The organism is Agrobacterium sp. 20P9.1.2, from assembly GCF_057799395.1.
Genome location: NZ_JBYOKI010000001.1, coordinates 70559 through 89097, shown reverse-complemented (window position 1 = coordinate 89097; position 18539 = coordinate 70559). Strand labels below are relative to the sequence as shown.

The 18539-nt window shown below is 58.1% G+C and carries 18 protein-coding genes and 1 tRNA gene; 6 read left to right on the top strand and 13 right to left on the bottom strand.

The features are described 5' to 3' along the window. Positions 1-679 precede the first annotated feature (679 nt). Positions 680-1042: an MmcQ/YjbR family DNA-binding protein gene (locus AC27VJ_RS00385; protein WP_488682383.1), complete on the bottom strand. Its 363-nt coding sequence runs from the start codon at positions 1040-1042 to the stop codon at positions 680-682. Beyond that, positions 1039-2244 carry a bifunctional phosphopantothenoylcysteine decarboxylase/phosphopantothenate--cysteine ligase CoaBC gene (coaBC, locus tag AC27VJ_RS00380; RefSeq protein WP_488682382.1) on the bottom strand — a complete coding sequence of 402 codons (1206 nt, stop codon included), beginning with the start codon at positions 2242-2244 and terminating at the stop codon, positions 1039-1041. Before coaBC ends, AC27VJ_RS00385 begins: the two co-directional genes overlap by 4 nt. An 839-nt stretch (positions 2245-3083) precedes the next feature. On the opposite strand from coaBC, the gene AC27VJ_RS00375 reads away from it, so the two are divergent. Then, complete coding sequence (locus tag AC27VJ_RS00375; protein ID WP_488682381.1) at positions 3084-3617, top strand: retropepsin-like aspartic protease family protein; 534 nt, start codon at positions 3084-3086, stop codon at positions 3615-3617. A 3-nt stretch (positions 3618-3620) separates the two neighbouring features. On the opposite strand, the gene deoA is transcribed toward AC27VJ_RS00375, so the two are convergent. The 10 genes from deoA to AC27VJ_RS00325 all read right to left on the bottom strand — a co-directional run bounded on the left by deoA (position 3621) and on the right by AC27VJ_RS00325 (position 12924). Continuing rightward, positions 3621-4934 carry a thymidine phosphorylase gene (gene deoA, locus AC27VJ_RS00370; protein WP_488682380.1) on the bottom strand — a complete coding sequence of 438 codons (1314 nt, stop codon included), beginning with the start codon at positions 4932-4934 and terminating at the stop codon, positions 3621-3623. Between the two features lie 6 nt (positions 4935-4940). Beyond that, positions 4941-5714 (bottom strand): deoxyribose-phosphate aldolase, encoded by a 774-nt coding sequence (gene deoC / locus AC27VJ_RS00365; protein ID WP_488682379.1) that lies wholly within the window; start codon positions 5712-5714, stop codon positions 4941-4943. A gap of 2 nt (positions 5715-5716) precedes the next feature. Continuing rightward, a complete protein-coding gene (locus AC27VJ_RS00360; RefSeq protein WP_488682378.1) occupies positions 5717-6517 on the bottom strand; it encodes a purine-nucleoside phosphorylase in 801 nt (266 codons plus the stop codon). Continuing rightward, the gene (locus AC27VJ_RS00355; RefSeq protein WP_113087265.1) at positions 6517-6906 is read right to left on the bottom strand and encodes a cytidine deaminase; all 390 of its coding nucleotides are present in this window, start codon (positions 6904-6906) and stop codon (positions 6517-6519) included. Before AC27VJ_RS00355 ends, AC27VJ_RS00360 begins: the two co-directional genes overlap by 1 nt. 3 nt (positions 6907-6909) lie before the next feature. Continuing rightward, on the bottom strand, positions 6910-7881 hold the full coding sequence (locus AC27VJ_RS00350; protein WP_488682377.1) for an ABC transporter permease: 972 nt from the start codon (positions 7879-7881) through the stop codon (positions 6910-6912). Between the two features lie 5 nt (positions 7882-7886). Then, on the bottom strand, positions 7887-8990 hold the full coding sequence (locus AC27VJ_RS00345) for an ABC transporter permease (RefSeq protein ID WP_113087267.1): 1104 nt from the start codon (positions 8988-8990) through the stop codon (positions 7887-7889). Positions 8991-9009: 19 nt separating this feature from the next. Beyond that, a complete protein-coding gene (locus AC27VJ_RS00340; RefSeq protein WP_488682376.1) occupies positions 9010-10515 on the bottom strand; it encodes an ABC transporter ATP-binding protein in 1506 nt (501 codons plus the stop codon). 82 nt (positions 10516-10597) lie between these two features. Further along, positions 10598-11590, bottom strand: a complete 993-nt coding sequence (locus AC27VJ_RS00335; RefSeq protein ID WP_488682375.1) for a BMP family lipoprotein — start codon at positions 11588-11590, stop codon at positions 10598-10600. Positions 11591-11888: 298 nt separating this feature from the next. Further along, the gene (msrA, locus tag AC27VJ_RS00330) at positions 11889-12539 is read right to left on the bottom strand and encodes a peptide-methionine (S)-S-oxide reductase MsrA (RefSeq protein ID WP_488682374.1); all 651 of its coding nucleotides are present in this window, start codon (positions 12537-12539) and stop codon (positions 11889-11891) included. Between the two features lie 67 nt (positions 12540-12606). Further along, a complete protein-coding gene (locus AC27VJ_RS00325) occupies positions 12607-12924 on the bottom strand; it encodes a hypothetical protein (RefSeq protein WP_488682373.1) in 318 nt (105 codons plus the stop codon). A gap of 234 nt (positions 12925-13158) precedes the next feature. Here AC27VJ_RS00325 and AC27VJ_RS00320 point away from each other — a divergent pair. Beyond that, positions 13159-13248 (top strand) — tRNA-Ser (locus tag AC27VJ_RS00320). An 81-nt stretch (positions 13249-13329) separates the two neighbouring features. Here the strand turns inward: AC27VJ_RS00320 and AC27VJ_RS00315 are convergent. Next, positions 13330-14595 (bottom strand): ROK family transcriptional regulator, encoded by a 1266-nt coding sequence (locus tag AC27VJ_RS00315; RefSeq protein WP_488682372.1) that lies wholly within the window; start codon positions 14593-14595, stop codon positions 13330-13332. 272 nt (positions 14596-14867) lie between these two features. Here AC27VJ_RS00315 and AC27VJ_RS00310 point away from each other — a divergent pair, with 272 nt between their 5' ends. From AC27VJ_RS00310 to AC27VJ_RS00295, 4 genes are all read left to right on the top strand, one after another. Beyond that, entirely contained in the window at positions 14868-15890 is a 1023-nt protein-coding gene (locus tag AC27VJ_RS00310) for a sugar ABC transporter substrate-binding protein (protein WP_113087271.1), read from the top strand. A 136-nt stretch (positions 15891-16026) separates the two neighbouring features. Beyond that, positions 16027-17091 (top strand): ABC transporter permease, encoded by a 1065-nt coding sequence (locus tag AC27VJ_RS00305; protein WP_488682371.1) that lies wholly within the window; start codon positions 16027-16029, stop codon positions 17089-17091. An 11-nt stretch (positions 17092-17102) separates the two neighbouring features. After that, on the top strand, positions 17103-17885 hold the full coding sequence (locus AC27VJ_RS00300; protein WP_062451711.1) for an ATP-binding cassette domain-containing protein: 783 nt from the start codon (positions 17103-17105) through the stop codon (positions 17883-17885). Next, the gene (locus AC27VJ_RS00295) at positions 17882-18511 is read left to right on the top strand and encodes a nucleoside triphosphate hydrolase (RefSeq protein ID WP_488682370.1); all 630 of its coding nucleotides are present in this window, start codon (positions 17882-17884) and stop codon (positions 18509-18511) included. Before AC27VJ_RS00300 ends, AC27VJ_RS00295 begins: the two co-directional genes overlap by 4 nt. Positions 18512-18539 lie beyond the last annotated feature (28 nt).

Sequence of the window (18539 nt, the reverse complement as noted above, 5' to 3'; positions counted from 1 at the left end):
TGTGGTACGATCAGCTGATAAATTGGACGACCGGTTTCTGGATTGTCTCGCTGCTTTTAATTTCTGATTGGACACGCAACGCGCTTAACCTGCCAAGCCTTCATGATTGGCGGTTTCCCGCCGCTATCCTATTTTGGATCGGGACGTTTGCGATGATTACGTTAGCGATACGCTTTGCTTTGAAGATAATATGCGGCGCTTCACGACATATTCGAGCGCAGCGATGAGCTTCCTGCCAGCATGTGCCCGATTGGCCCTAGAGTGCGCATCGCGCATTTGGATCAAAGTGGTGATCCGCAAAGAGGCCTCAGGAGACCTTTAATTCTGTCGGCTTACAACGGCTTGTCTGATTGCTGGAACCATCAAAGCGAGCCCAAGGGCTGCCAATGATGTGCCGAAAACCGCAGCGAAATGTGCATCTTGGCAGTCATTGCCGCTTGGACATTGTTCACTGGCCACTGACCATCCCACGGCACCAACAAGGCCGGAAAAAATGAAGATGAGCAACCCAGCTATTGCAGCGATTATCAACGTAAAGCGCAAGTCTCAAGCCTCTATGGAACGTTGCAGATCGCGTAATTTAGTTTGATCTTCCTGTGTCCGCAATTCGCGCATTGCAGGCGAAGTAATGCGTTTCGGAAGAACAGAAAATCCCGTTCGAAAGCGAATAAATCCGCATTCACTGGTCCAGAACAATCCCCAATTCCGCCCGCAGCTTCTTCGTCAGCCCAGCCGCGACCAACTCATAGGACCGGCGCACATAAAGATCCAGTTCCGCCGCCTCCAGCGGTGAATGGTCTGAGATCGACACCCATTTGCGCTTGGCGAAATAGGGTGCCTGGGCGATGCCTTCCAGTGAGGTGAGAATCTCGAAACTTTCTTCCGAACACTTGACGACGAGGCGCCAGTCGTCTCGTTCGCCCAGAACGGCGAAGACCTTCTCGCCCACCTTGGCGACATGGGAGTCCCATTGATCGACGAAGGAAACGCCGGGCCATTTGCCCAGGGTGGCATCGAAGCTTGTGCGGTCGAACAGGCTCATGCCAGTTTCTCCGCGATGAGGGCCGCGAGGCGTTTTGCGACTTCGGCCTTATCGAGATCAGGCCAGGCATCGATGCCGGTTTTCGAGATGATCTTCACGCTGTTGCGATCTCCACCCATGATGCCCGTCGCGGCGGAAACGTCATTGGCAACGATGATATCGGCACCTTTGCGCTCCAGCTTGGCGCGGCCATTGATCTCGACATCCTGCGTTTCAGCAGCAAAGCCGACAACGATTTTTGGCCTTTGCGCTTGATGGCCCACGGTCTTCAGAATATCCGGATTTTCCACCATTTGCAGGGCGGGCGGCTGGTCGCCGGGTTGTTTCTTGATCTTCTGATCCACAGCGGTCGCGGCGCGCCAGTCGGCGACAGCAGCCACCATGACCGCGATGTCGGCGGGCAGCTGCGAGAGAACGGCGTCGCGCATTTCCTCGGCGCGTTCGATATGAATGGTCGTGACCCCTGCGGGATCGGCGATTGTCACAGGTCCGGAGACCAGTGTGACCTCGGCACCCAATTCAGCAAGCGCTGCGGCAATGGCATGGCCTTGCTTGCCGGAGGAGCGGTTGGCGATGTAGCGGACGGGATCGATAGGCTCATGGGTCGGGCCGGAAGTGACGATGGCTTTTTTGCCTGCCAGCGGCTTCGGGCCATGATCCAGAAGCTTTTCGGCGGCATCGACGATCTGCAAGGGCTCGGCCATGCGGCCAAGGCCTGCCTCGCCTCTTTCCGCCATCTCGCCTGCCATGGGCCCGATGAAACCGATGCCATCTGCTTTCAGGATCGAAATGTTGCGCTGGGTTGCCCTGGCCGTCCACATTTTAGGGTTCATGGCGGGTGCGATGAGCACCTTGCGATCCGTGGCCAGCAACACGGTGGAGGCCAGATCATCGGCCAGACCGTTTGCCATCTTCGCCATGAGATCGGCAGTCGCCGGTGCGACGAGGATGAGATCGCAGTCTCGCGCCAGCCTGATATGGCCGACATCCTGTTCGTCCTGACGCGAGAACAGTTCGGTGAAAACATGGGTGGCCGAGAGTGCGCCAACGGCAAGTGGCGTCACGAATTCCTGCGCCCCGCGCGTCATGACAGGCGTCACCTTCGCGCCGCGCTCTTTCAGCCGGCGGATGAGATCAAGGCTCTTATAGGCCGCGATGCCACCGGAAATGATGAGAAGAATATGCTTGTCCGAAAGTGCCATGATGCCGACCGAATTCCTGTTTGTGGGGAAACTAGCGCATCGGCGCGAAAATCGGAATCGATTTTCGCTAAGCACGATGCGTAGATTCAAAGAGTTAGAGCCCTTGGCTTTCAAAGTGCAATCGCGTGAACGGCCACACATCGCTCAAGACGTGCTTCGCCGTTCACGCGGTGCGATGCACCCGTGGCATGTTTTGCTTTAACCCGGAGAACACACGCAAATGCGGATGGGTCTCTGGTATGGTGTTGTCGTTGGCTTCCGCATTTGCGTGGCCTCTGGTCTTTCGTTCTTGCAGGCCATGTCTTGCCCAGACCGGACCGTGAATGATCCGGGCTGAGCGTGACAGGCAGTCTCCGCTGAACCGTTTCGCCTCGCCCTGCCCGAAAGCCGTGAATGGTCTTTCGCGTCGAGAAAATCAGGTCCACCGGTCTTACCCTGACATGGTATTCCCAATGTCTGGCCGCACGTCTGCGTCCACCCACCAGCCCTCGCCACCTCGATGTCTCGCGAAACATCTCCTCGGCGAAAGTGGAAACAGTGTGCGGCTGATTCGGAGGCCGTGAATGAAATTTCGAAAGTTTTTTTGATGTTTTTGGCGATTTAATTTTAAGTCATTGATTTTGTTATTTTTATTATGTCGATCTTGATCGACGTGATAGCTGGCTGTTCGTATTTGGGACCGGTTGATCCGGATTTGAGATATCGATTAACCAAAACCCGCATTGACGCCCTCAAAGCCGCACATCAAAGGGCGCTTTCATCGGGCCGTTAGCAACTTTTTCACGCCTTCTTCCCACATCATACGGCTTAAGGTGGGGCACAAGGGATATTAAGCGAAGATGATGTCACGGGGATTTCTGTTCGCGGCTGGTGGTATCATCATTTTGGCCGTATCAGCCCCCAAATTCCTTGAGGATTATCTCGCCATTCCGTCCGAGACGGAGGCGACCAGCGATGCTTTACCGGTAACCAAAGCCAGCACGCCGACCGCGCCGCCAAGTGCAGGCACGGTGACGCTGACGGCCGACAGGCGTGGCCACTATGCCGCCAAGCTTAGAATCAATGGCAAGCAGATCGAAGGGATGATCGATACCGGCGCTTCGCTGGTTGCCTTCGATGAGAGCACTGCCAGACGGCTGGGTTATGTGCTGAAGGACAGCGATTACAAATATCAGACGTCCACCGCAAACGGCGTCAAATCCGTTGCCGTCATTACGCTGGAGAGGGTGGAGCTCGGAAATATCGTTGCGCGCAACGTGCAGGCAGCCGTTTCGAAAGATGGCGGGCTGGACACGGTGCTGATCGGCATGAGCTTTCTGAAGCAGCTCAAATCCTTCAAATCGGAAAACGGCAGGCTTGTTCTGACGCGGTAACGGTCAGGCACCGATGCGCGAAACGATAATCGGCTGCTCGCCGGGTGCTTGCTGCGAAAGGCCATAGGCGTCAGACACGTCCTGAATGGCCTTGGCCAGGCTCTCCTGCGTTGCCGCATGCACCATGGCAATCGGCTGACCCTTCTCCACCCTTGTTCCCAAGGGCAGAATATCCGAAATGCCCACGCGGTGGTCGATGACATCGCTGGGGTGGCGACGACCGCCGCCGAGAGTGACAACGACCATGCCAATATCTCGTGTGTGGCAGGAGGATAGAAAGCCGTCTTCTGTTGCCAAAACAGGCGCAATATGCGGTGCGGGTTTGAGATACTGGCCCGGCTTTTCGATGAAATCCGAGGGTCCGCCGAGGGCTGAGATCATCTGGCCGAAACGCTCCAAGGCCGCACCGGAGGCAAGCGCCTTGCGCGCCATGGCTTCGCCTTCCGAAAGACTGGAGACGGCGCCGGATTGCGCGAGCATTTCAGCGGCAAAGGCGAGGACCAGCGTTTCGATGCGGGTTCCGGTTTTTTTGCCGTTCAGAAAATCCAGACAATGCACGATTTCCAGCGCGTTGCCTGCGGCATCGGCCAAGGGTTCGTTCATATCGGTGATGAGAGCTGAGGTTTTAACGCCTGCGCCGTTGGCGACGTCCACCAGCGCACGGGCCAGCAGTTCCGATTCGTCGGCGCTGAGCATGAAAGCGCCACTGCCGAATTTGACATCCAGCACCAGTGTTTCCAGCCCGGCGGCCAGTTTTTTGGACAGGATGGAGGCTGTAATCAGTGGGATGGAATCGACGGTCGCGGTCACATCTCTGATAGCATAGAGCCGCTTGTCGGCGGGGGCGAGATCGCCCGTCTGGCCGATGATGGCGCAGCCGACATCTTTGACCGTGCGGCGAAACAGGGTCTCATCCGGCATGACATTGTAGCCGGTAACGGCTTCGAGCTTGTCGAGCGTGCCGCCGGTGTGGCCAAGGCCGCGGCCCGAAATCATTGGGACCGCCAGACCGCAGGCGGCAACGATGGGGGCAAGCATGAGCGAGACATTGTCGCCCACGCCGCCGGTGGAGTGCTTGTCGGCAATGGGCTTGCCGACATCGGCCCAGGAAAGAACATCGCCGCTGTCGCGCATGGCAAGCGTCAGCGCCACAGTCTCACCGCGGTTCATGCCGCGAAAGAAGACGGCCATGGCGAAGGCTGCGGCCTGTCCCTCGGAAATCGCACCGCTGGACAGGCCGGAGATGAAGGCGGAAATCTCATCCGCCGTCAGCACCTGCCCATCGCGTTTGCGACGGATGATTTCCTGCGGGATCATTGGAGATCAATATCCGCTGGCGGACTTGGCAGGTTCGCCGCCGCCCAGCACGTTCAAAATATCGTCCAGAATGCCGGATGCGCCGAAGCGGAAGGTGGATGGCATGGCCCAGTTGGGCTGCATGATGGTTTCTGCCAGACGCAGATAAAGCGTTGCATCTTCCACCGTGCCGATGCCACCGGCAGGCTTGAAGCCGACCTTCTTTTTGCTGTCGCGGATGGCCTGCAACATGATGTCGGCGGCTTCCAGCGTGGCATTGACCGAGACCTTGCCGGTAGAAGTCTTGATGAAATCCGCACCCTCGGCAATGGCGATTTCAGAAGCGCGGCGGATCAGCGCCTTGTCCTTCAATTCCCCGGTTTCGAGAATGACCTTGAGCAGAACAGGAGTTACACAGGCCGTGCGCACGGCAGCGACCATTTCGGCCACGGCATGTTCATCGCCTGCGATGAATTTCTTGTAGGGAATGACCAGATCGATTTCGTCGGCACCATCGGCGATGGCGCGTTCTGTCTCACCGACCACGGTTGCGACTTCGAGATCGCCCGAGGGGAAATTGACGACGGTTGCGATGCGGATCGAGTGGTCCTTGCCGAAGGCGGCACGGGCCTGCGCCACGAAACGCGGCCAGATGCAGATGGCAGCCGTCGTGCCGTACTGCGTATGGGCCTTCTGGCACAGCGCAGCAATCTGCTCCGGCGTGCAATCTTCCTTTAGATTAGTGAGGTCCAGCAAGGACAAGGCGAGAGCGGCGGCTTCGCGCGGGCGCTGAAGTTCCATGCTCAATTTCCTCCTGAAATCATTTCCGTTAAGATTGCGGCCAGTCTCTTGCCGCCTATGGGCGCCATGTCTTTGGTTTCTTCATGGCTCAGTTCAGCCCCGGTCATGCCGGCACCGTAATTGGTAATAACGGAAGCGGCGGCAACGCGCATCCCGAAAAAGCGCGCAAGGATGACTTCCGGTACTGTGGACATGCCGACGGCATCTGCACCCAGCGTTCGGGCCATGTGGATTTCCGCAGGCGTTTCGAAGCTTGGGCCGGAGAACCACATGTAAACGCCCGAAAACAGCGGCACGGTGGCGCGAATGGCGGCATTGCGCATGGCAAGCGACAGATCCGCATCATAAGCGCTGGTCATGCCGACGAAGCGGCGGTCGCTGTCTTCACCGATCAGCGGGTTCATGCCGGAATAATTGATGTGATCGGTGATCTGCATGACCGATCCGGGTGGCATGTCCTGTCGAACGGAGCCTGCCGAATTGGTAAGGATCAGCGATTGCACGCCGATACCAGAGAGAGCCTCGATGGCCGGGCGCATGGCGCTCGCGTCACCCTGTTCGTAATAATGCACACGGCCTGCCAGCATGATGATGGGCTGACCGCCGAGATAGCCAGCGACCAGTTCGCCCGCGTGGCCGGAGACGGCGCTTTCGGGAAAGCCAGGAATATCCGCATAGGGAATGCGGATTGGGTCGGTCACCTCGTCCACCAGAGAGCCTAAGCCGGAGCCGAGAACCACGGCGGTGCGCGGCATCAGCCCGTTCAGCCTGTCCACGAGGACATCGATGATCGCGTGATCCATCAAGGCAACTCTGTCTTGAAGCTGAAGGGCAGGAGTTCGTCCATGGTCATGACCTTCTGTACGCCCGCTTCGTCACAGAGATAAATCTTGGTGTCGGCGGACGCGAATTCCGCGATCTTCTGGCGGCAGCCGCCGCAGGGCGGGCAGAGCGCCAGCTTTTCCGCGATAACGGCGATTTCGGTGATCTTCTTTGCCCCGCCCATGACCATGGCGCTGATGGCGGAGGGTTCAGCGCACCAGCCTTGAGGGAAGGACAGGTTCTCGATATTGGCGCCCTTGTAAATCTTGCCGTCTTCGGCGCGGATGGCCGCACCGACGGGGAACTTCGAATAGGGTGCGTGGGCAAAGGCCATGGCCTCGCGGGCGGCTTCGAAAAGCTCATGAGACATGGTTTAACGCTCCTTCGAGTAAGCAACGCCACCGGCCTTCGGAGGCTTGGCAACGCCGATGAAACCGGCCAGCAGAATGCAGGTGAGGATATAGGGCAACGCCTGGAAGATCTGGACCGGAACTTCACCGATGCCCGGAATGGCCTTGCCCTGCATGAAGTTTGCGACAGCATCCAGAAAACCGAACAGAAGGCAGGCAAACATGACAGGCACCGGCTTCCATTTGGCGAAGATCAAGGCCGCGAGCGCGATATAGCCCTTGCCCGCCGACATGTTGGCGATGAAGGCGGCAGACTGGGCTACGGCAAGATAGGTTCCAGCAAAGCCACAGAGGAAACCGGCAACGATGACGGCGCGGAAGCGCATCCATGTCACGGAAATGCCTGCCGTATCGACAGCGCCCGGATTTTCACCCACGGCGCGCAGGCGAAGGCCAAAGCGGGTACGGTAGAGCACCCACCAGGAAATCGGCACGGCGATGAAGGCGAGGTAGGTCAGGATATTGTTGCCGGAGATGACATTGGCGTAGAGCGGGCCGATGAAGGGGATTTCGCGCATGGCATCCACACCAGGAAGAATGATCGGCGTGAAACGGCCTTCGCCGGGGATTTGCGGCGTGCGACCGCCCTGCCCGAACCATGCTTGCCCCAGAACAACCGTCAGACCAGCGGCGACGAAGTTGAGTGCCACGCCCGAGACGATCTGGTTGCCGCGGTTGGTGATGACAGCGAAACCATGCACCAGCGAAAAGAAGATCGACACGCCGATACCGGCGGCAAGACCCGCCCAAGGATCGGCGGTGAGATAGGCCACGCAAGCGGATGCGAAGGCGGCAGCCAACATCTTGCCCTCAAGGCCGATGTCGAACACACCGGCGCGTTCCGAAAATAGGCCTGCAAGGGCCGTGAACAGTAGCGGGATGGTCAGGCGGACGGTCGAACCGAGAATGCTGACCAGCATATCGAAGGTTTCCATGGGCCTTACCTCTTCACAAATTGCTGATAGATCCGCACCACAGCGGGGCGGTACATATATTCGAGCGCGCCTGCAAACAGGATGACGAGCCCCTGAATGACGACGATCATCTCGCGGGTGATGTTGGGCATTTCAAACGAAAGATCGGCGCCGCCCTGATAGAGAATGCCGAAGAGCAGGGCCGCAAAGACGATGCCGAGCGGATGGCTGCGGCCCATGAGCGACACGGCAATGCCGACGAAACCTGCACCGCCAACGAATTCAACCTGCAAACGTGCCGACGCACCCATGACAGGGTTGAGCGCCATCATACCCGCTAAGCCGCCAGAGATCAGCATGGCGATGATGACGGTGCGCGAATAGGGAATGCCCGCATAGACCGCAGCCGACGGACTGATGCCGAGCGTGCGCATTTCATAGCCGAGCTTCGTGCGCCAGATCAGAACCCAGACCAGAAACGCGGCAACGAGCGCGATGAGGAAGGAGACGTTGAAGGGCGCGGGGCCGAGTTTCAGGCCGAACATCGCCATCAGCCAGTCCAGCTTCGGCAATTGGCCGCCGGGCAGGAAGGTGCGGGTTTCCGGCGCCATCTTGCCGGGGACGATGAAGACGTTGACCAGCAGATAGACCATCAGCGCAGCTGCGATGAAGTTGAACATGATGGTGGTGATGACGACGTGGCTGCCGCGTTTTGCCTGAAGCCAGCCGGGAATGAAGGCCCAGGCCGCACCAAACACCGCAGCACCGATGACGGCAAACGGCATGGTGACATACCAGGGCACGTAGCGGTCCAGCGCAAGTGCCACCATGGCGGCACCCAGGCCGCCGATATAGGCCTGACCTTCCGAGCCGATATTGAAAAGGCCCGCATGGAAGGCGACCGCCACCGACAGGCCGGTGAAGATGAAGCTGGTGGTATAAAACAGGGTGAAGCCGATGGCGTCACCTCGGCCCAGCGAACCCTCGATCAGAAGCCGCAATGCTGCAAAGGGATTTTCGCCAATGCCCCAGACGACGAGGCCAGAGATGAAAAAGGCGGTGACGATGTTCAGGAACGGCAGAAGGCCGTAGCTGATCCAGTTGGGAAGAGGGACGGAAGCTGTACTCATGAGCTTTAAAGCCTTTGCCTTATGCGGCGATGCCGGCCATCATCAGGCCCAGCGTTTGTTCTTCGGCTTCCGCCGTTTTTTCTCCGACGACCCGGCCCGCAAACATCACCAGAATGCGGTCCGACAAAGAGCGGATTTCATCCAGTTCTACCGAAACCAGCAGAATGGCCTTGCCCGCATCGCGCATCTCGATGATGCGGCGATGGATGAACTCGATGGCACCGATATCCACGCCACGCGTCGGCTGGCCGATGATCAACATTTTGGGATCGCGTTCGATTTCGCGCGCAACGACGATCTTCTGCTGGTTGCCGCCGGAGAAATTGGCGGTCTTCAGCCGGGCATTCGGCGGGCGGATGTCGTATTTCTCGATCTTCTCGATGGCATCCTTGCGGATGGCTTCGGGGCTGAGGAACATGCCTTTGCCGTAGCGCTCATCGCGGTGATAGCCGAGAATGGAGTTTTCATATTCCTCGAATTTCAGGACCAACCCCATATGGTGGCGGTCTTCGGGAATATGCGCCAGACCCAGCTTGCGCAGAACGGCGGGATCGACCTTATCGACCGTCTTGCCGCCCATGAGGATTTCGCCGGAATAGGGTTTGCGGATGCCGGCAATGGCTTCCAGCAGTTCCGACTGGCCGTTACCGGCCACACCGGCAATACCGACGATTTCGCCAGCGCGCACATCGAAGGAGACATCATCCACCATGGTGACGCCACGGCTGTCCTTGACGGTGAGATTGCGGACGGAAAACAGGACTTCACCGGGGTTCGATTCACCCTTTTCCACGCGCAGAAGTACGCGGCGACCGACCATCAGTTCGGCCAGCTCCTCGACCGTCGTTTCCGAGGTCTTGCGGGTGGCAACCATTTCGCCGCGGCGCATGACCGAGACTTCATCGGTAATGGCCATGATTTCGCGCAGCTTGTGGGTGATGAGAATGACGGTCTTGCCCTGATCGCGCAGCACGCCCAAGATTTTGAAGAGGTGGTCGGCTTCAGCGGGTGTGAGCACGCCCGTCGGCTCATCAAGGATGAGGATTTCGGCACCGCGATACATGGCTTTGAGGATTTCGACGCGCTGCTGAAGGCCCACCGGCAAATCCTCGATGATCGCATCGGGATTGACCTCGAGGCCATATTCATCTTCCAGCCGCTTCAGTTCTTTCCTGGTCGCCGCCGTGCCCTTGGCCAGCAAAGCGCCGCCTTCGGCACCCAGCATGATGTTTTCCAGCACCGAGAAATTCTCGACCAGCATGAAGTGCTGATGCACCATGCCGATGCCGGCATCGATGGCGGCCTGGCTGTCCTTGATATTGACGGGTTTGCCGTCGATACGGATTTCACCGGAATCGGCATGGTAGAAGCCATAGAGAATCGACATCAGGGTCGATTTTCCCGCTCCGTTTTCCCCGATGATGCCGTGGATCGTCCCCTTGGCAACGGTGAGATTGATATTCTTGTTGGCATGTACGGTGCCGAATTTTTTATCGATACCGACAAGCTCGATTGCAGGTTCCATCGTCAACCCAAACGTCTCCGGAGCTGGATATGAAAAGGGCGCAGCGCGGAATTCGCGATGCGCCCTGATCCGAAAAATCACATCACTTTGGGCAAGAATTGTCCGACATATAGTCGTGAACCTTGACCGTGCCAGCGATAATGTCAGCCTTTGCCTTATCGACAGCAGCCGTCATTTCCGGCGTGATCAGCGCCTTGTTGTTGTCGTCAAGCGCATAGGCAACGCCATCTTCCTTCACGCCGAGAGACGTGACGCCACCGGTGAACTTGTCGTCCTTGGTGTCTTTGAATGCGTTGTAAACGGCCAGATCGACGCGCTTGACCATGGAGGTCAAAACGGAGCCCGGATGCAGGTGGTTCTGGTTGCTGTCCACGCCAATGGAATATTTCTTGTTGTCGGCTGCGGTCTGAAGAACGCCGAGACCCGTTGCACCGGCTGCCGCGTAAATCACGTCCGCGCCCTGGTCGATCTGGTTCTTGGTCAGCTCGCCACCGCGAACCGGGTCGTTCCAGGCAGCGCCGGTGGTGCCGGTCATGTTCTGGAAGACTTCGATCTTGGGGTTGGCAGCCTTGGCGCCCTGCGCGTAACCGCAGGCGAACTTGCGGATCAGCGGAATGTCCATGCCGCCGATGAAGCCGACCTTGCCGGTCTTGGATGCCATGCCGGCCAGAAGACCGACGAGGTAGGAACCTTCTTCTTCCTTGTAAACGACCGAGCGCACATTCGGCAGTTCAACAACGGAATCGACGATGACGAACTTGGTGTCCGGGAATTCTGCAGCAACCTTTTCCATGGCCGAGGTCCAGGCGAAGGAAACGGCAACAACCGGGTTGAAGCCACGGCTTGCGAAGTTGCGAATGGCCTGCTCACCCTGCGTGTCGCTGGTCGGCTCGAAATCGCGATATTCGGTGCCCGTCTCGGCCTTGAACTTCTCGGCGCCTGCGGCGGCAGCTTCGTTGAACGACTTGTCGAATTTGCCGCCCGTGCCATAGACCAGCGCAGGCTTGATATCCGCAGCCAAAGCGGAAGCCGACATCGCGGCCAGCGCGAAAAGCGTCAGAAGGGATTTTTTCATTGTGCAGCCCTGTTGTTGCAGTTTGGTTTTTTAAAAGGGTCCTCCCGCAAGCCCAGTTATGAGCATGTCTGCGGAACTGCCAGTCTTTCTGACTGTGCGTAAGGATATCCTTGCACGGCTGCAAGAAAAATTCACCCGGTTTTTTTGACCCGGTGGAAAAACCGTTAACTGCGCGTTTTTGTGGCAAATTAGACTATTCTGAGCAGGCAATTTGCTAAAACAACGAGCAAAAACAAAGCCCGGCGAATATGAGATATCGCCGGGCTTTGTGATGTCATGAGCAGGCGGCTCGCAAATTTTATCCAATATTGCAGCTGACGCCCGTGCCGCGCAGGCCGCAATAACCACCGGGATTCTTCGCCAGATACTGCTGATGATAGTCTTCAGCATAATAGAAGATGTCCAGCGGCTCGATTTCCGTGGTGATCTCGGGGCGGTGTCCGGCAGCCTTCAAAGCCTCTTGGAACGTATCGCGGGCGGCCTTGGCTTCCGCCAGTTGCGCGTCACTGGTGGTGTAGATGACGGAGCGATAGGTCGTGCCGACATCATTGCCCTGACGCATGCCCTGCGTCGGATCATGCTCTTCGAAGAATGTCTTGAGCAGAGCCGCCAGAGAGACCTTGGCGGGGTCATAGACCACCTTCACCACCTCAGCATGGCCGGTCAGCCCCGTGGTGGTTTCCTGATAGGACGGGTTGCGGGTGATGCCGCCGGAATAACCGACTGCCGTTACCCAGACGCCGGGCGTCTTCCAGAACAGGCGCTCCGCACCCCAAAAGCAACCCATGCCGAGATAGACCGTTTCCAGATTATCCGGATGGGGGCCTTTCAGCGGGTTGCCATTGACGAAATGATGTTCCGGCACAGCAACGGCTTCTTCGCGACCGGGATAGGCGGTTTCCGGGGTCGGCATGGTGGTTTTCTTGGACTGGGTATCAAATCCGAACATTGCATTCTCCTTGCGCCCCTCAAGGGTCGCCATCTGGTTTCTGCATCATGTGCGTGACGAGATCGTCTCAGGCGGAAAAGCGGCCCATGACCTTCCGCTTCTTATAGCCCACCATCCAGAACAGGAGGGAAAGGCCAAGAAGAATTGCAAAGGCAGGAACCGCAGACAGGCCGTTTGCGACCCAACGCCACGCTTCGGGGTGAATATAGTGCGCCACAAGCCCTTCTGCCATGGCAAGCGAGGCAGGAAAAAACTTCACCCAGGCATCCTGCGCGCTCAAGAGATCGACCGAGGAGGTGGAAACCGAGCGGATCGAATCCAGTACGCCGACGCCGACGGCCCCCGCCAGAAAAACAAAACTGATGAACCGGAAAACCGCTTTCACGAACCCATTCTCCCGATTTCCATGCAGATATCTGCCCCACAAACGCGCATTCGACCCGCGCATCTTCCCCTCTGGATAAAGAGGCCGAGCATGCTTTGCAATCGCACCAATGCGAAGGATTTATTGCACAAATAAAAAAACTGTCAGATTCCGGGTTGATCCCCGCGAATTCATCGGTATATATCGCGCCGTTCCAGTGATTTGCAGTTTTCCCAAACATGCAGACGTTTAGACGGACAGGTGGCCGAGTGGTTTAAGGCGCACGCCTGGAACGCGTGTGTGCGTGAAAGCGTACCGTGGGTTCGAATCCCACCCTGTCCGCCATCCCTTTCTCCTATAACCATCCAAACTTCTGAATGAGACTGAGCGCAAACGTTCTCTCGTCTGCGCAGAGCATCTTATTTCTCACTGTGAAACACGCGCATTGTTCTGTTCCGCAAATCCCGCCGTTTCCTTGAACAGCACGTTCTGATCCAGCAGATACCGCGAAAACAGTGGAAGGCTTGCGCCGCCGATGGCGCGGGCCTGGCTGCCGACGGCACCTTCGAGGATTTCCGGGACAACGACGCCTTGCAGGTCGTGCAAGTCCAGGGCTTTGCGGGTGGCGGCGGTGATGCGGGCGCGGACCCAGCTGGGGAAACCGCCATCGATAATGACGGAGGCGAAGTCGATGATGGAGGCGGCGGCGACGACGGCTTGTGCCAGTGCGGCGGCGGTGTTTTGTATCCAGCGCTCCAGCGGTTCTCCGAAATCCACCCAGTCATCCGGTGAGAACCAGAGCGGTTTGGGGTCGATATTGCTTTCGCGCAGCATGTCTTCGAGCACAAAAATGGAAGCGATCTTGAGCAATTGCACAGTCGATCCATCCCGGCCCTGAACCGGCAACGGGCCTATGGCACCGGCAGCGCCCGTGCGGCCCGAAAACAGGGCGGAGTTCAGCACCACGCCGCCGCCGATGAAGGAGCCGATGAAAACATAGAGGAAATCCGGGGAGTTCTGGCCGACACCGAAAACGAGTTCTGCACCACAGGCACTGGTCGCATCGTTCTGGAGGAAGACCGGATAATTGACCTGCCCGGCAATTTCGGCCCGCAGATCGACGCCGCGCCAGCGGTCCATTTCCTTTTGCGGCGCGCCAACTTCCTGCGCCCAGCTCCAGAGTTCGAAGGGAGCAGCGACGCCGATGCCGGCGATCCTTTGCCGTTCACTCGGCGTCAGTCGCGCTTCCAGCTCTGCAATGCCATCGATGACGAAGGGCAATATCCATTCGGGCATGGGATAGGGGTAGGTGTTGCGAAGCTTGAGCCGGATGCGACCGACGAAATCCATCAGCACCAGATCGACGCTGCGGCGGCCGATTTTCACACCGAAGGAAAAGACGGCATCTGGGTTGAGCCGCATGGGTGTCGAGGGCTGGCCGACCTTTCCGCGCAGGGGCTCACCACGGATGAGAAGCCCGTCATTTTCCAGCGAGCGCATGATGACGGACACGGTCTGGGCCGAAAGGCCGCTTCTGCGGGCGATTTCTGCTTTTGAAAGGCCGCTGTGGCGTCGCACCAGCGACAAAACGAGGCGCTCGTTATAGGCGCGAACGCGAACCTGGTTGGCGCCGCCACTCAAATCCGGCGCATTTGCTGCCGCGTGCTGTATCGGCTCCGCTGAGCGTGTCATTCGCATTTCCTCCCCGGCCAGCGACGTCTATGCCGTCTGGACCTATGCTCCGCAAGCACGAATTCCGGGATAAGCGGTGTCCTCCCACCACATTTCCCAGCGATTGCGGAATTCATAAGATGCCACAAGGAATTAATAATTCAATTGGATTTATTTATTGACACTTTCTTCATTTGGTGTTTCCATCTGCGGCAGTGGCACCCGATCTTGGAGGAGAAGGGCCGCAACAGTCGCTTCACAAGAAGCACTTGTCTCATCACTGGGAGGACTACATGAAAAGCACCGTTTCCGCCTTTCTCGGCGCGCTTGCGCTTGGCGTTTCTTTTGCATCCGTGGCATCTGCCGCCGATACGTCGGTTTGCCTCATCACCAAGACAGATACCAACCCCTTCTTCGTCAAGATGAAGGAAGGCGCGACCGCCAAGGCCAAGGAAGTCGGCGTGACGCTGAAGTCCTATGCCGGTAAGATCGACGGCGATTCCGAAAGCCAGGTTGCCGCCATCGAATCCTGTATCGCCGATGGTGCAAAGGGCATTCTGATCACCGCATCCGACACCAAGGGCATCGTTCCAACCATCAAGAAGGCGCGTGACGCAGGCGTTCTCGTGATCGCTCTCGATACACCGCTCGACCCTGTCGACTCCGCCGATGCGACCTTTGCGACCGACAACCTTCTGGCTGGCAAGCTGATCGGCGAATGGGCCAAGGGCACGATGGGCGACAAGGTCAAGGACGCCAAGGTCGGCTTCCTCGACCTGACACCTGACCAGCCAAGTGTCGACGTTCTGCGCGACCAGGGCTTCATGATCGGCTTCGGCATCGACCCCAAGGACCCGACCAAGATTGGCGATGAAGTCGATCCGCGTATCGTTGGCCATGACGTGACCAACGGAAACGAAGAAGGCGGCCGCAAGGCCATGGAAAACCTTCTCCAGAAGGATCCGGGCATCAACGTCATTCACACGATCAACGAACCTGCTGCCGTTGGTGCCTATCAGGCGCTGAAGGCTGTCGGCATGGAAAAGAACGTGCTGATCGTCTCCGTTGACGGCGGTTGCCCAGGCGTGAAATCGGTTCAGGAAGGCGTGATCGGCGCAACATCGCAGCAGTACCCGCTGATGATGGCAGCCCTCGGCGTCGAAGCGATCAAGAAGTTCGCTGATACCGGCGAAAAGCCAAAGCCGACTGCAGGCAAGTCCTTCTTCGACACAGGCGTATCGCTCGTCACGGACAAGCCGGTCTCCGGCGTGCCTTCGATCAGCGTCAAGGAAGGCCTGGCCAAGTGCTGGGGCTGATCCCCATCCTTCGATAAACCCATACCGGTCGGAACGATGTTCCGGCCGGTTTCGCCCAGAAGATTTCGCTGTCAGATTATCCGGCTAAAGATCGGGCGCCTTGGATGGCTTGGGCTGGCGAGCGGGAGGAGAAACCATGAGCGGTATACAGGAATTCGAGCAGGTGCTTGACGGCAGCGACAAGAATGTCGCGTCGTTCGAACACCAGAAAATTTCACCCCTGAAACGCGCGCAGCATTTCCTGCACTCGACCCCGGCGGCGGTGCCGCTGATCGTGCTGATCCTGTCGGTCTGTATTTTCGGTCTGACCATCGGCGGGCGTTTCTTTTCATCCTATACGCTGACGCTGATCCTGCAGCAGATCGCCGTGGTCGGCATTCTGGGCTCTGCGCAGACGCTGATCATCCTCACCGCTGGTATCGATCTTTCGATTGGCGTGGTCATGGTGATTTCATCCGTGGTGATGGGCAATGTGGCTGTGACCTACGGATTGCCGAGCGGAATTGCGGTTCTGGCCGGTTTCATAGTTGGCGGGCTGTGCGGTCTGTTCAACGGTTTTCTGGTAGCCGTCGTCAAATTACCGCCCTTCATCGTCACGCTCGGATCGTGGAACATCGTCATGGCGACGAATTTCATCTATTCGGCGAACCAGACGATCCGCGATGCCGATGTTTCGCAAAACGCACCGCTTCTCCAGATTTTCGCCACCAACTTCCGCATCGGTACTGCCATCTTCACGCTCGGCGTCATCGCCATGGTGCTGCTGGTTGCGCTGCTCTGGTATATTCTCAACCACACGGCCTGGGGTCGCCACGTCTATGCCGTGGGTGACGATCCGGAAGCGGCAAAGCTTTCCGGTATTCAGACCCGCAAGGTTCTGTTGAGCGTCTATACCGTCGCAGGTGTCATTGCTGCCTTCGCAGCCTGGGTTGCGATTGGTCGTAACGGCTCCATCTCGCCCTCTGCTGCGGTGACCGACTATAATCTTCAGGCCATTACGGCGACTGTTATCGGCGGTATCTCGCTGTTTGGCGGACGTGGCTCTATTCTGGGAACGCTGTTCGGTGCCATGCTCGTGGGCGTCGTTTCCATGGGCCTCAACATGCTGGGTGCCGACCCGCAATGGAAGGTCATGCTGACCGGCTGGCTCATCATCGCCGCCGTTGCAATTGACCAATGGATCAGAAAGGCAGGCGTGTGATGACTGTTGATATGACCAAGCAACCCATTCTCTCCGCCCACGGCCTCGTCAAGCGCTATGGACGCGTGACAGCCCTCGACCATGCGGATTTCGATCTCTACCCAGGCGAAATCCTTGCCGTCATCGGCGATAACGGCGCGGGCAAGTCCTCCCTGATCAAGGCTCTCTCAGGCGCGATCCGCCCGGACGAAGGCGAGATCAGGCTGGATGGCAAGCCGGTGCAGTTCAAGACCCCGCTCGAAGCCCGCGATGCTGGCATCGAGACGGTTTACCAGAACCTTGCGCTGTCCCCTGCCCTGTCGATTACCGACAACATGTTTCTGGGGCGTGAGCTGCGGAAACCGGGTTTCATGGGTTCTGTGCTGCGCAAGCTGGACCATGCCGCCATGGACAAGTTTGCCCGCAACAAGCTGTCCGAACTGGGTCTGATGACCATTCAGAACATCAACCAGTCGGTTGAAACCCTGTCTGGCGGTCAGCGTCAAGGCGTGGCCGTGGCACGCGCGGCGGCCTTCGGCTCCAAGGTCGTCATTCTGGACGAGCCGACGGCAGCTCTGGGTGTGAAGGAAAGCCGGCGCGTGCTGGAGCTTATTCTCGATGTCCGCTCTCGCGGTCTGCCCATCGTGCTGATTTCGCACAACATGCCGCATGTGTTTGAAGTGGCGGACCGTATCCATATCCACCGGCTTGGGAAACGCCTCTGCGTCATCAATCCGAAGGAATATACGATGTCGGATGCGGTGGCCTTCATGACCGGCGCCAAGGAGCCGCCAAGAGAGACGCTTGCCGCATGACCATGACACTGGATGCGATGGCTGACGACATCGTCGCGCGTGCGTCAGACAATCCCCGCTTTATCGTTGCCATTGCCGGTCCCCCTGGGGCCGGCAAGTCTACTCTGGCCGATGCACTGCGGGACGAACTGACAAGACGCGGAGAAAAAGCCGAAGTCCTGCCCATGGATGGCTTCCACATGGACAACGGCATTCTGCAACATCGCGGTTTGCTGGCCCGCAAGGGTGCGCCGGAAACCTTCGATGTGCGCGGCTTCTCCGACATTGTCGCCGCCGTCCGCAAGGCGGATCAGGAGGTGCTCGTGCCAGTATTCGACCGTTCGCGGGAGATTGCCATCGCCTCGGCGCGCGCGATTTCGCCTGATACGCGTTTTATTCTGGCGGAAGGCAATTATCTTCTCCTCAACGAAGAGCCATGGTCTCGGCTGAAAGACAGTTTCGACTTTTCAATCTTCGTCGGCCCATCGGTGGAGGTTCTGGAGCAGCGGCTGCGGGATCGCTGGGTTGGATACGGGCTGGACGAGGCCGGTATTATCGCAAAGCTCTATGAGAACGATTTGCCGAATGGCAAACGTGTTGTTCAGAATTCGGTTGGAGCCGATATCAGCATCGATATCTGGGAATAGCGGCTCCGAACCGCTGTTCAACTCCCGC

Excerpts from the sequence above, each read along its gene's own strand:
- AC27VJ_RS00385 (WP_488682383.1), bottom strand. The coding sequence starts at position 1,042 with ATGAGCCTGTTCGACCGCACAAGCTTCGATGCCACCCTGGGCAAATGG.
- coaBC (WP_488682382.1), bottom strand. The coding sequence starts at position 2,244 with ATGGCACTTTCGGACAAGCATATTCTTCTCATCATTTCCGGTGGCATC.
- AC27VJ_RS00375 (WP_488682381.1), top strand. The coding sequence starts at position 3,084 with ATGATGTCACGGGGATTTCTGTTCGCGGCTGGTGGTATCATCATTTTG.
- deoA (WP_488682380.1), bottom strand. The coding sequence starts at position 4,934 with ATGATCCCGCAGGAAATCATCCGTCGCAAACGCGATGGGCAGGTGCTG.
- deoC (WP_488682379.1), bottom strand. The coding sequence starts at position 5,714 with ATGGAACTTCAGCGCCCGCGCGAAGCCGCCGCTCTCGCCTTGTCCTTG.
- AC27VJ_RS00360 (WP_488682378.1), bottom strand. The coding sequence starts at position 6,517 with ATGGATCACGCGATCATCGATGTCCTCGTGGACAGGCTGAACGGGCTG.
- AC27VJ_RS00355 (WP_113087265.1), bottom strand. The coding sequence starts at position 6,906 with ATGTCTCATGAGCTTTTCGAAGCCGCCCGCGAGGCCATGGCCTTTGCC.
- AC27VJ_RS00350 (WP_488682377.1), bottom strand. The coding sequence starts at position 7,881 with ATGGAAACCTTCGATATGCTGGTCAGCATTCTCGGTTCGACCGTCCGC.
- AC27VJ_RS00345 (WP_113087267.1), bottom strand. The coding sequence starts at position 8,990 with ATGAGTACAGCTTCCGTCCCTCTTCCCAACTGGATCAGCTACGGCCTT.
- AC27VJ_RS00340 (WP_488682376.1), bottom strand. The coding sequence starts at position 10,515 with ATGGAACCTGCAATCGAGCTTGTCGGTATCGATAAAAAATTCGGCACC.
- AC27VJ_RS00335 (WP_488682375.1), bottom strand. The coding sequence starts at position 11,590 with ATGAAAAAATCCCTTCTGACGCTTTTCGCGCTGGCCGCGATGTCGGCT.
- msrA (WP_488682374.1), bottom strand. The coding sequence starts at position 12,539 with ATGTTCGGATTTGATACCCAGTCCAAGAAAACCACCATGCCGACCCCG.
- AC27VJ_RS00315 (WP_488682372.1), bottom strand. The coding sequence starts at position 14,595 with ATGACACGCTCAGCGGAGCCGATACAGCACGCGGCAGCAAATGCGCCG.
- AC27VJ_RS00310 (WP_113087271.1), top strand. The coding sequence starts at position 14,868 with ATGAAAAGCACCGTTTCCGCCTTTCTCGGCGCGCTTGCGCTTGGCGTT.
- AC27VJ_RS00305 (WP_488682371.1), top strand. The coding sequence starts at position 16,027 with ATGAGCGGTATACAGGAATTCGAGCAGGTGCTTGACGGCAGCGACAAG.
- AC27VJ_RS00300 (WP_062451711.1), top strand. The coding sequence starts at position 17,103 with ATGACCAAGCAACCCATTCTCTCCGCCCACGGCCTCGTCAAGCGCTAT.
- AC27VJ_RS00295 (WP_488682370.1), top strand. The coding sequence starts at position 17,882 with ATGACCATGACACTGGATGCGATGGCTGACGACATCGTCGCGCGTGCG.